The 12,169-nt window shown below is 63.3% G+C and carries 9 protein-coding genes; 1 reads left to right on the top strand and 8 read right to left on the bottom strand.

Translation table 11 applies throughout. The features are described 5' to 3' along the window. Positions 1-265: 265 nt before the first annotated feature. The 4 genes from NKJ37_RS17370 to NKJ37_RS17385 all read right to left on the bottom strand — a co-directional run bounded on the left by NKJ37_RS17370 (position 266) and on the right by NKJ37_RS17385 (position 7,328). On the bottom strand, positions 266-1,183 hold the full coding sequence (locus NKJ37_RS17370) for a hypothetical protein (RefSeq protein WP_023811499.1): 918 nt from the start codon (positions 1,181-1,183) through the stop codon (positions 266-268). Between the two features lie 232 nt (positions 1,184-1,415). Next, the gene (gene gyrB, locus NKJ37_RS17375) at positions 1,416-3,887 is read right to left on the bottom strand and encodes a DNA topoisomerase (ATP-hydrolyzing) subunit B (protein WP_023811500.1); all 2,472 of its coding nucleotides are present in this window, start codon (positions 3,885-3,887) and stop codon (positions 1,416-1,418) included. A 161-nt stretch (positions 3,888-4,048) separates the two neighbouring features. Beyond that, complete coding sequence (locus NKJ37_RS17380; protein WP_352439797.1) at positions 4,049-6,667, bottom strand: caspase family protein; 2,619 nt, start codon at positions 6,665-6,667, stop codon at positions 4,049-4,051. 91 nt (positions 6,668-6,758) lie between these two features. Next, positions 6,759-7,328, bottom strand: a complete 570-nt coding sequence (locus NKJ37_RS17385) for an NADPH-dependent FMN reductase (RefSeq protein WP_023811502.1) — start codon at positions 7,326-7,328, stop codon at positions 6,759-6,761. A 177-nt stretch (positions 7,329-7,505) separates the two neighbouring features. Between NKJ37_RS17385 and NKJ37_RS17390 the strand changes: the two genes are divergently transcribed. Beyond that, positions 7,506-8,873, top strand: a complete 1,368-nt coding sequence (locus NKJ37_RS17390; RefSeq protein ID WP_352774463.1) for a cytochrome P450 — start codon at positions 7,506-7,508, stop codon at positions 8,871-8,873. A gap of 28 nt (positions 8,874-8,901) precedes the next feature. Here NKJ37_RS17390 and NKJ37_RS17395 read toward each other — a convergent pair whose 3' ends face one another. The 4 genes from NKJ37_RS17395 to NKJ37_RS17410 form a co-directional block, all read right to left on the bottom strand. Beyond that, positions 8,902-9,879, bottom strand: coding sequence for a complex I NDUFA9 subunit family protein (locus NKJ37_RS17395; RefSeq protein WP_023811504.1), 978 nt, complete (start codon positions 9,877-9,879; stop codon positions 8,902-8,904). Positions 9,880-9,972: 93 nt separating this feature from the next. Next, complete coding sequence (locus NKJ37_RS17400) at positions 9,973-10,425, bottom strand: DoxX family protein (RefSeq protein ID WP_023811505.1); 453 nt, start codon at positions 10,423-10,425, stop codon at positions 9,973-9,975. Positions 10,426-10,620: 195 nt separating this feature from the next. Continuing rightward, positions 10,621-10,902, bottom strand: coding sequence for a hypothetical protein (locus NKJ37_RS17405; RefSeq protein ID WP_023811506.1), 282 nt, complete (start codon positions 10,900-10,902; stop codon positions 10,621-10,623). 240 nt (positions 10,903-11,142) lie between these two features. Next, positions 11,143-12,144 (bottom strand): Ldh family oxidoreductase, encoded by a 1,002-nt coding sequence (locus NKJ37_RS17410; protein ID WP_164892839.1) that lies wholly within the window; start codon positions 12,142-12,144, stop codon positions 11,143-11,145. Positions 12,145-12,169 lie beyond the last annotated feature (25 nt).

Raw genomic sequence — 12,169 nt, forward strand, 5'->3', positions numbered from 1 at the left:
CTCGTCGAAACCATCGAGGCAGCCGAATGCAAGAACTACTTCGAAAACGCAGGCTACGCTTCCGTCAAAATATGAAACGCTCTAGCCGTGCTGCGCGACGCGGTCGACCTCGGTCGCAAACTGGAGCCGAGCCAAGCCGAAGCACCGACGATTCCTCCCCGAAAATAGGAACGGACTTCAGCGAACGGGGTCGAGGCAACGCTGTGCGACAATTCAAAGCAAAGCCACTCCGGGCGGGCCGGAGTGGCTTTGTTGCAAGTGCAGTTCAGCGGTTGGCGATAAAAACCGCTTCCTCATCGTCGCGCTGCCTGCCTCCGAGGGCCGCGGCGGCACTGGCGATAAAGGCGCCGATGGCCAGCGAGAGCGCACCAAGCAGGGCAAACGTCGCACTGGCCTTCCTGGCGGTGTCGGCGGCCTGCTGCGCCTTGACTTTGGCGTCCTGAGCCTTGGCGAGGACGGCATCCACCCGGGTCCTGGCGTCTGCTTCAGAAAGCCCTGTGCGGACGGCGACCAGCTGCGACAGATACGTTTTGTCGTCTGCGGAAACCTCGCCTGCCGCTGCACCGGCGATCAGGATGCGCGAAGCCTGACCGACCGCAGCCGCATCGCTGTCCGGATTGGCGGCAGCCAGCCTGCCCGGATCAGCCGGACGGAACAGCGAATCCACCAGGTAGGAGGTCGCATTGTCTGCCGATGTGCTGTCGGCATTGGCCGAAGCTCCCGCCGATGCGCCCATGGCCGCGCCAGACGCGATGGTGGACACCGCCTGCACGCCTGAGCCTATCGCAGCGGAAAGCGCGGAGCCAAGCACGCCGACGACGAGCAACGTGGCCAGCGCCCAGGCAAGAAAGCCGTGTGCGGTGTCCCGGAAATAGACTTCATCGGTGTGGATGCCGACCCATTTGGTGCGCAGGCGTCCGGCAAGATAGCCGCCGACGCCGGAGGACAGCCATTGCACGATGACAAGCCAGATCGCGGTGGACGCCGCGAAAGTGGTCACAGATGCGCCCGATCCCGACCATGGCGACACCATGCTCAATCCCAGCCCCGAACCGAGCAGCATGAGGATGAGGGTCAATGTCGAGGCCGCGAAGGCTCCGGCGATGATCGGTCCCCAGCTGACGGCGGTGGAGGAGGACTCGGTTGAGGCGGAAACATCGACCGCCGACAGGGTGGACTGCATGGAAGCCCCCTATCGTACGAACAGCATGATCAGAATGATGATCGGAATCGGAATGCCGAGCAACCAGAGCAAAATGCCACGTCCCATGGAGGCCTCCTGTTAGAATATTGTGAATCGATGTTGTCACAATGTTCCAAGGGAACTTCCGTTCCGGCGCGTTGTAAAATGATTTTCTTGCCGCCAGCGGAACATTGGCGCGCCGCAGCGCGCCAATTCAGATTTGATGTCCAGATCAGATGTCCAGATTGGCGACCGACAGCGCGTTGTCCTGGATGAACTCGCGCCTGGGTTCGACCTCATCGCCCATCAGCCGCGAAAACAGCGAATCCGCATCGGTCGCGTCATTGACCTTGACTTGCAGCAGCGAGCGCACGTTCGGATCGAGCGTGGTTTCCCACAGCTGTTCGGCGTTCATCTCGCCGAGACCCTTGTAGCGTTGCATCGTCAGGCCCTTGCGGCCGGTCGCAAAGACCGCGTTGAGCATCGCCAGCGGCCCCGAGATGGTTTCGGAGACATCTTTGCGGCGCAGCACCGGCGGCGACCCGTAGACCTCGCTGAGGCGCTGTGCGTAGCGGTCGAGCTGGCGTGCGTCGGCCGAATTGATCAGCGCCAGGTCGAGATGCGCGTATTCCTTGACGCTGCGCACCGTGCGCTCGAACACATAGCCGCCGACGCCTTCATTCGAGGTCGACATGCGGCCGGTCCAGCCGCGCTCGGTGTCCTCGGCGATGATGTCGAGGCGTTTTGCAATCCGCTCCGCCATGTCGTTGGCGCGGCCGAGATCGGTGAACACGTCCGGGTTGAGCCCGCCGGCGATCGCCGCCTGCTCGACGACGCCTCTGTTGTAGCGCGTGTGCAGGCCGTTGATCAGCTGGCGCACCGCCAGCGCGTCGTCGATGGCTCCGCGCAGGTCCTGTCCGATGCGAACCTCGCCCGAGCCGAGGGTAAGCGATGCTTCCTCCAGTCCCGAGCCGATCAGGAACTCCTCGAACGCGCTCTCGTCCTTGATGTATTGCGAGCTCTTGCCGCGCGTCACTTTGTAGAGCGGCGGCTGGGCGATGTAGAGATGGCCGCGCTCGATCAGCTCCGGCATCTGCCGGAAAAAGAAGGTCAGCAGCAAGGTTCTGATATGGGCGCCGTCGACATCGGCGTCGGTCATCAGGATGATCTTGTGGTAGCGCAGCTTGTCGGCGTTGAACTCGTCCTTGCCGATCGAGGTCCCGAGCGCCGTGATCAACGTGCCGATCATGTCGGAGCCGAGCATGCGGTCGAAGCGGGCCCGCTCGACATTGAGGATCTTGCCGCGCAGCGGAAGAATGGCCTGATTCTGGCGCGAACGGCCGCCCTTGGCCGAGCCGCCGGCGGAGTCACCCTCGACGATGAAGATTTCGGACTTCGCCGGGTCGCGTTCCTGGCAGTCGGCCAGCTTGCCGGGCAGGGAAGTGACGCCGAGCGAGCTCTTGCGGGTGATATCGCGCGCCTTGCGCGCCGCTTCACGCGCCGCCGCGGCCTGGATCACCTTGTCGACGACCACCTTGCCTTCGCTCGGATGTTCTTCAAGCCAGGTGCCGAGCGCTTCGTTGACCAGGCCTTCGACGACAGGACGGACCTCCGACGAGACCAGCTTGTCCTTGGTCTGCGAGGAGAATTTCGGATCTGGAACCTTGACTGAAAGCACCGCCGTCAGGCCTTCGCGGCAATCGTCGCCGATCAGCGAGACCTTTTCCTTCTTGGTCAGGCCCGACGATTCGCCATAGCCGGTGATCTGGCGCGTCAGCGCGCCGCGAAAGCCGGCCAGATGCGTGCCGCCATCGCGCTGCGGGATGTTGTTGGTGAAGGCCAGCACGTTCTCGTGGTAGCTGTCGTTCCACCACATCGCCACTTCGACGGTGATCCCGTCGCGCTCCGCCTTGATGGCGATCGGCTTGTCGATCAGCGGTTTCTTGACCCGATCGAGATATTTGACGAATTCTTCGAGGCCTCCGTCATAGTGCAGTTCATGGCGCACGACATCGGCGTGACGGGCATCGGTCAAAATGATGCGCACGCCGGAATTGAGGAAGGCAAGCTCGCGCAGCCGGTGTTCCAGCGTGCCGAAGTCGAACTCGACCATGGTGAAGGTCTCGGCCGACGGGAAGAAGGTGATCTGGCTGCCGCTGCGGCCCTCATAGGTGCCCGGCTGCTTGTCCTGCTCATAGCTGCCGGTGGCCTTCAGCGGCGCGTCGGCATTGCCATGCGTGAAACTCATCTCGAAGATCTGGCCGTTGCGGCGGATTTTCAGCTTCAGCCACGCCGACAGCGCGTTGACCACCGAGACGCCGACGCCATGCAGGCCGCCCGAGACCTTGTAGGAATTCTGGTCGAACTTGCCGCCGGCATGCAGCTGCGTCATGATCACTTCGGCCGCCGAAATGCCTTCTCCGGTGTGGATATCGGTTGGAATTCCGCGGCCATTGTCGATCACGGTGACCGAACCATCGGGGTTGAGCGTCACGGTGACGAGATCGGCGTGACCGGCCAGCGCCTCGTCGATGGCGTTGTCGACCACTTCATAGACCATGTGATGCAGGCCCGAACCGTCGTCGGTATCGCCGATATACATTCCGGGGCGTTTGCGGACAGCATCCAACCCCTTCAAAACCTTGATGGAATCGGCGCCGTATTCGGCTTCAGCGCCGTTGTTGTTGTCGATCTGATCGCTCATGAAAACCTGTTGTCTGGATGCCGCTTGCACGGCGCGAAAAACCCGCTTCGAATCGCGCCTCTGATATGCACTAGATATAGGCGCAAAAGGCGGTTTTTCCAAGGTTTGCAGGCATTTCACGGGGAATGAGCCGGCTGTCCATGACAGCCTCCCGTCAGGCCCTATTTCACTTTGGCCAGCCGGTCCCTGAGAAACTTGATCATGAACTTATATCGCGGCGCCAGCCGCCCGCTGCGGTCGAGCTCCAGCGTCATGTCCAGCGCCTGGGAAAGCACGGCCTTGGGGTTCTTGGCGACCTGAGCGTAGTCGATCATGGCCACCACCAGGTCGCGCTGCCAGGTGGCGTTGTTTGGGTCGGACCGGGCGAGCTGCTGGCGGATGTCGAGACTGTCCTGGAAAGCCTGCCGCGCGCCTTTGACGTCGCGATGCTTGGCCTTGAGCATGCCGATCTCGGACAGAGTGATCGACAGGTCGCGTTGCCAGTCGGCATTGGCAGGGTCGAGCTTGGCCAGCCGGTCGGCGATGGCGAAACTGTCTGTATAGGCCTTGAGCGCTCCAGCGCGGTCGCCCTGTATCGCCCGAATGCCCGCTACTTTTTCCAAGCTGACCGAGAGGTCGCGTTGCCAGTCGGCGTTGGCAGGGTCACTGGCCGCCAGCACGCCGGCTATCGAGAGGGCTTGCCTGTAGGCGGCGAGGGCTGCCGGCCAGTCCTCTTGATCGCTCAGCGCATTGCCGATCTTTGCGTTGCCGACCGACAGGTCGCGCTTCAGCTCACTGTTGTCGGGGTCGCGGCCCACCAATTGTTCGACGATCGCATGGCCCGCTTTATAGGACGCGAGTGCGCCCGCCGCATCGCCGCGCTCGCGCTTGAGGTCGCCGATCGTATCATGGCTGACGGAGACATCGCGTTGCCGCTCGGCGTCCCACGGCTTCTTCTCGGCCAGCGCCAATCGGACCTTCAGGCTCTCCTCGTAGGCCATCTGGGCGTTGTCCAGTCGCCCCATGACCCGGGCAAGGCCGCCGATCTCGTCATAGGTGATGGTCAGGTCGCGCTGCAGCTCGGCGCGCTCCGGTTCATTATCGGCAAGTTGCTTCTTGATCGACAGGCTTTCCTGGTAGACTTGTGCGGCGCTGGCCAGATCGCCTTGCGTCACCAGCACGTTGCCGATCTTGTCGTCGACCATGGCGAAGTCCCCGAACCATGGCAGCCGATCGGGTTCGGCAGCGGTCAAATCCCTGAGCATGGTTCTGGCGGTCCGATAGTTTTCCAGCGCTTCCGGCAGGTCCCCTTGCGCCAGCTTGACGTTGCCGAGCTTGATGTGGCTGACGGCAAAATCGCGCTTGACGCTCGGGTCGGTTTCCCGGGCCGAACGCAGCTCGAGATTGGATACCAGCGCTGCAAAGGCGCGGCCTGCCGCATCGGTGTTGCCGACAAGGGTGTAGAGCTTGCCGAGTTCGTCCAGCGTGCGGATCTGGCGGTCGGCCTGGTCCAGGGTCAGATCGGTCTGCCCGGCCTCGCGGTAAAGAGCCAGGACCGATTCATAATCGTTGATGGCCGTGGCGTAGTCGAGGTCGGCGCGCGCCGCACCGCCGGACAGGAAACGCGTCGCCGCCTCGGACAGCGTGCGGCCGACGAAATTGGCCTTCAAGGCGTTGCGCGAAACATTGTCGATGTCGGCGGCCTTTGCGAGGATGGCGCGAGCCCCATCGAAGGCGCCGAGCGAAAGCTGCTCCTCGGCCTGCCGGCGCAGCTCCGTCACCTGCGGATCATCGGAGGCCAGCGTCCTCATTTCGCCGCGCACCTTGACGAAGGCGTCCGCCGCCTCGCGCAACCGGGCATTCAGGCTGTCCGCCGAAAGGTGGCTGGCGTCGGAGCTGATCAGCACGCCGTAGAGAGGCGCCAGCGGCATGTCGGCATCGCTGGCAACCTGCTCGACCTCACCGCGCATTTCCGGCGTCACGTCGGCCATGGCAAGCAACAGGCGCTCGCGCTCCGGCAATTGTTCCATGGCGGCCGCGGCAAAGAACAGCTTCGGCAGGCCGCTCTCGACGTAAGGCAGCTGTTTGCCCCGCGACAAATCGTAGACCTCCTGCTGCACCAGCGTCAGCACCGAGCGGATTTCGAGCCCGCTGGTGCCGAGATATTTGGTCAGCGCCGTGGTGAATGGCGAGTTCTGGCCGGTTCCGTCGGCCGCCGTCTCGCCGGGTGCTGCCGAGAAAGCGAACAGGATGTTTTCGGCGCGGCCAGTCCGACCAAGCCCCGGCCGGACATTTTCCACGACATCCTTGACCAGCGACGTCGCACCGCGCCCGTCACCCACCGTGCCCGAAAACGGATCGCTCCGGCAGGCGTCGAGCATGATCAGGCCGACCTTGGCGGTGGCGGCCACGGTCTTGCGCACCTCCTCCAGAGGCAAGCTGGTCTTCTCCAGCGCATCGAGCGAAGAGGGGTCGGCATCGACCGGCAGCAGCCGGTTATCGCCCGAGATTTCCACGCCGTGGCCGGAGAAGTAGACCAGCGCCACGTCGGCGCCTTTGGCATCCTGGCGAAAATCGTCGAGCGCGCGGCGCATGCGCCGCAGGTCGCGGTTGGTTTCGAGGACGACCTCGAAGCCGAGCTTCTTCAGCACCGCTCCCATCGCCTCGCCGTCATGAACCGGGTTGGCAAGCGGCCGGATCAGGCGGTAGTCGTCGTCGGCGATGATCAAGGCCACGCGCCGCTCAGCCGCCGCGGTGGCGGTGGTCATGAGCATCAGCAGCAAGGCAAAAAGCAAACGCAAGTCGAACCGCCCCCCGGCTTGTCCCTTTGCGCGAACATTCCACCTCTTTATGCCATGAGCAAGCCGGGCTTTTTGCGGAAGACCAGCGTTTTCAGGCAGCCCGCATAGGCTTCAAAGCCTCGCTCCAGCGCAACAGCTCGTCGAGCATGGTTTTGGCTCCGCCCTGCACCTGTTCGCCGGCGTTGAAAGCGCCGTTCTCGTCGAGCAGTTTCTGATACATCGGCAGGGCGACGCCTTCCGAGATCGGCATGACACCCACCGAGGTCAGCAGCGGCTTCAGCGCTTGCGCCGCGCGCAGGCCGCCGGAGACGCCGCCATAGCTGAAAATGGCGGCAGGCTTGTACTTCCATTCACGCGAGAGATAATCGATCGCGTTGACGATCGCCGGCGCCACGAAATAATTGTATTCCGGCGCCACGAAGACGAAGGCATCGGCGGCATCGATCGCTTTTGACCAGGCCTTGGTATGGTCGTTCTGGTAATTGCCGAGTCTTGGATGGTGCGGTTCGTCCAGCACCGGAAGCTTGAACGTGTCGATGTCGGTCAGTACCGGCTCGAATTTTCCATGCTCGCGCGCGAACGTCTCCAGCCACTTGGCAAAAACCGGCCCTGCGCGGCCTGGCCGCGTGCTGCCGATGATGATGTTCAACTGGTGCTTCAAGCTGGGCTCCTGCGATAGCGGTATCCATTGGTGACTGCCACCTAGGGCATGCCGCTCGGGGCAACAAGAAGGCACCTCACGGTAACCGGTCACGTTCCGGAGAGCAGGGCCTTGCCGTACGGTCACATGGACGCCTGCTTTGCGGCCCACTACATTGGGTCATCAGCGGAGCACAGCATGGACATCCAGCCCGCCCCCTTCATTCCCCCGGCGCCGAAGCCGCGCACGACGCCGCCCTCGACGCTGGAGATGATCCGCATCGTCTACCGCAACCCGCTCGAATTGTGGGGTGAACACACCTACAACGAGCCTTGGATTTCGGCCAATGGCGTTGGCGGACATCTGATCGTCGCCAACGATCCCGGCCTGATCCGCCATGTGCTGGTCGACAACGCCAGGAACTACAAGATGGCGACGGTGCGCCAGAAGATCCTGCGGCCGATCCTGCGCGACGGCCTGCTGACCGCCGAGGGCGAGGTCTGGAAGCGGTCGCGCAAGGCGATGGCGCCGGTGTTCACGCCGCGCCACATCTTCGGCTTCGCCCAGCCGATGCTGAGACGCACGCTGGACTTCGTCACCCGCTATGAAGACGGCGGCACGTCCGACATCGCTCATGACATGACGCTGCTCACCTACGACATCCTGGCCGAGACGCTATTTTCCGGCGAGATATCGGGCGAGCCGGGCAGTTTCGCCAACGAGATCGACCGCCTGTTCGAGACCATGGGCCGCGTCGATCCGCTCGATCTGTTGCGCGCGCCCGACTGGCTGCCGAGGCTGACCCGCATCCGCGGCCGCAAGACCATGGCCTATTTCCGCAAGATCGTCACCGACACGGTCACGATGCGCGAAGCGAAATTCAAGCGCGACCCTGATGCCGTGCCGCAGGATTTCCTGACACTGCTGCTCAAGGCCGAGGGACCCGACGGACTGACACGGGCCGAGGTCGAGGACAACATCATCACCTTCATCGGCGCCGGCCATGAGACGACCGCGCGGGCTTTGGGCTGGACGCTGTATTGCCTGGCGGAATCATCGTGGGAGCGCAACCGGGTCGAGCAGGAGATTGACCAGGTGCTGGCGCGCGAGCCCGATCCGACGAAATGGCTCGATGCCATGCCGTTCACCCGCGCCGCCTTCGACGAGGCGCTCCGGCTCTATCCGCCGGCGCCGTCGATCAACCGCGAGCCGATCGAACCGGAAATGTGGAAGGATCTTCATATCCCCAAGCATGCCGCCGTGCTGGTGATGCCATGGGTCGTGCATCGCCACAGGAAGCTTTGGGACCGGCCGGATGCCTTCCTGCCGGAGCGCTTCCACCCGGGAAATCGCGAAAAGATCGACCGCTTCCAGTATCTGCCGTTTGGCGCCGGTCCTCGCGTCTGCATCGGCGCCAGCTTCGCCATGCAGGAGGCGATCATCGCGCTGGCGATCATGCTGTCGCGCTTCCGCTTCGACACCACCGCCGAAACCAAGCCTTGGCCGGTGCAGAAACTCACCACGCAGCCACAAGGCGGTCTGCCGATGCGGGTGACGCCAAGATAGGCGTGACCCCTTCAGGTAGCTGTAACGACTATGCTGCAGGCTTGCGCTGCTGGAACTGGCCGGCGGCGCGGTAGCGCCAGAGATAGCTGGGCAGGATCGTCGCGATCGATTGCGGCTGGATGCCGAGCCCCGCAAGCGTCCGGTTGGCCTTGGCGGCCGCGTCCGAAACGATGTTGTGTTCGCGCAGCTGCATCACCTGGTCCTTGGTCAGCAGCGGATTGGGCAAGAGGCCGAGGATCGAGGCCTGGATGTTGGCCACCCACCACGGCACCGGCACCAGCAGGCGCTTGCGCTCGATCACCTCGAGCAGCTCTTCCATGCATTCCTTGAAGGTGAGCACCTTCGGCCCGCCGAGTTCATAGATATGGCCGCCATCCACCTTGCCGTCGACCGAGCGCGCCACCGCTTCGGCAACGTCGCCGACATAGACCGGCTGGAACTTGGTCTGGCCGCCGCCGATCAGCGGCAGCACCGGCGAATAGCGCGCCATGTTGGCGAAGCGATTGAAGAAGCCGTCTTCGGGTCCGAAATTGATCGACGGCCGGAAGATCACGGCGTCCTTGATCGTCTCCAGCACAGCCTTTTCGCCAAGCGCCTTGGTGCGCGCGTAGTCCGATTCGGAGTCCAGATCGGCGCCAAGCGCAGAAATGTGGGTCAGGCCGGCGCCGACCGAGCGCGCGGCCTCGGCCACTGCGCGGGCGCCGAATTCGTGCACGGCGGAGAATTTCTGCCGGCCGCTCTCATGCAGGATGGCGACCAGATTGACGACATGGTCGGCGCCTTGCACGGCGCGGTCTACCGACCAACGCACGCGCACATTGGCCTGGACCGGCTGGATCTGGCCGACATTGCCAAGCGGCTGCAAATGGCCGGCAAGATCGGGCCGCCGGCAGGCGACCCGGATGCGATAGCCGCGCTTGGCCAGCGCACGCACGACATGGCGCCCGACAAAGCCTGACCCGCCAAAGACGACGACGAGCTTTGGGGTCTGCAGGATTTCGGTCATGGCTGGCTCCGGCGCTCGCAAGCTTGGCTGAAGCCGTTTCATAATCCGTTTCGTGCCAAAGGCAAAGGGCGACGCGTCGTCGCTATCAGCCTGTCAGAACGCTTTGCCGATACGGGCGTCGACCGAATGGCGGTTGCCGCCGCGAATGACGAAGAAGAGCAGGATCGCCGCCCACAGCAGCGACTTCTCCGCGCCCGAATAACCCTGGTCCATCGTAACCCAGTGGAACCAGACCGTGACCAGCAGCACGAACAGGCCGGCAAAGGCGGCCGGCCGCGTCAAAAACCCGATGGCGATGAAGATGCCGCCGAAGAATTCAGTGCAGGCCAAAAGCAAGGACCACAACGCACCCGGATAAAAGCCGAGACCCTCGACCATCTCGGCGGCGCCGAAAGGATTGGTGATCTTCTGCGAACCGTGGATGGCTAGAAACCCACCGGCGACGACGCGAAGAACCGTTTCGGCACCATCGTGCAGAGCGGCGTAAACCCTGCCAAGGGCCGGAATGATAAGGGCGTTGCGGGGATTGTCCGTGCTTGCCGACATTGTAGCTCCTCTGTTTTGCTTGATCAGCGCAAACGGCCGATCAGGTCGGACGAAGTCAAATAAACAAAAGTTGACCAAACTACGAATGTTTTAACATTGCGCGGCCAAACGCAGAAAACCCCGCAGAAGCGGGGTTTTCCGGGCGACGTCCATGTGAAGTCAGGTGCCGACGGAGCGGCCTGACCTGAGACGGTATCAGGAGGGCGTGAAGCAAGTACGCCCACCCCAGCCCTGAACATCCGACATGGTGCCACCAACCTTCTTGCAGGCGGCGACGAAATCGGCGCTGCAATTGGCGAATTTTGCATGGCCGTTCTTGCAGTAGTGATCTTCGGTGGCCCCGCCGCTCGGGGCAGTGATGACACCCGGGCTGGACGGCTTGGCCGGCGCGGCCTTCAAGGTGGCTGCCTGTGTGGCACCCATGAACGAGCCGAGCAGAAGGACGGCGGTCAGCATGGTGATCTTGGTGTTGGTCATGACAATTTCCTTTGATTTGGGTTGAGTTTCCGAGGCGCGAAGGACCGGCCATCGCGTGATGCAGGCTTTCGATTTCGGTTTGCTGCTTCCCCCGGTGTGGATCGGGCAAGCTCGCCTTGCCCTGGACAAAGCTGTGTCGCAGCAAGGCGCGGAAAGGTTCAGCGGCGCGCAAAGAAAATCGCACCGCACCGCGCCTGGGGCGGGCTGATTTCAGATAACCAATTGATATTTAATTATTATTCAGGAAGAGTAGCGTGCGGCGAATTCGGAAATGCGCTGCACCACCGCCTTGGATGCGGTGATGCCCCGCGCTTGCGCCTTCTCTGCCGCCTCTGCACGGGCGCGGCCCGGCACGTGCACGCCGAAGCGCCGCCGCAGCCGGTCGAGTTGGTCCTTCATTCGCTGCTCGAAATCCGGATCGAGCAGCTTGGGCTCGACGGCAAGCACGAACAGGCCGGTGCCGGGACTGTCCGGCCCGCCGCTGAACCATGGCGCGTCGAGCGACCAGTTGGCGCCTGACAGGCCGGCTGCCAGCACTTCGACCATCAACGCGATGTTGGCACCGCGCTGGCCGCCGAAGGCAAGCATGGCGCCCTTCATGGCGGCGGCCGGATCGGTGGTCGGGTTGCCGCTGGCGTCCAGCGCCCAGCCTTCCGGGATTGTCTTGCCCTCTTCGGCCGCTTTGCGGATGTTGACGAAGGCGGTGGCGCTTGACGACTGGTCGATGACCAGCGGCGCGCCGTCGGCGGCGGGTGCGGCAAACGACATCGGGTTGGTGCAATAGACCGGCTTGACCGAGCCCGAGCCGGCAAGCACGGCCGGGCCGTTGGTGGCGGCGAACGACACCAGTCCAAGTGCTGCCAGCCTTCCGGTGAAATAGCCGAGCGCGCCGCATGTATAGGCGTTCTTCTGCGAGAAGATGGCGACACCGAACAGCTTTGCCGCCTTGGCGAGGTCGTCGATGGTGCGGTCGAAGCCGGTATGCGCCAGCCCGCCGCGTGCATCGGAGAGATAGACCGCAAGCGCCGGCCGGGTGATCACCGGATCGGCATTGCCGTCGATGCGTCCGGCTTCCAGCGCCTCAAGATAGTCGATGAAATGCGACAGACCGACCGAGGAAAGCCCTTCGGCCTCGGCTGATATGATCGAAGCAGCGAGCGATTGTGCCGCTTCCTCATTGGCGCCGGCGCCAAGTGCCGCCATCCGGCACAGTCCTTTTGCCTGGTCGAGACTGAGTTGCATCATGGCCGTCCTAGGGGAGTAAGGG

The sequence above is a fragment of the Mesorhizobium sp. M0140 genome (assembly GCF_040322475.1).
Lineage (GTDB): Bacteria > Pseudomonadota > Alphaproteobacteria > Rhizobiales > Rhizobiaceae > Mesorhizobium.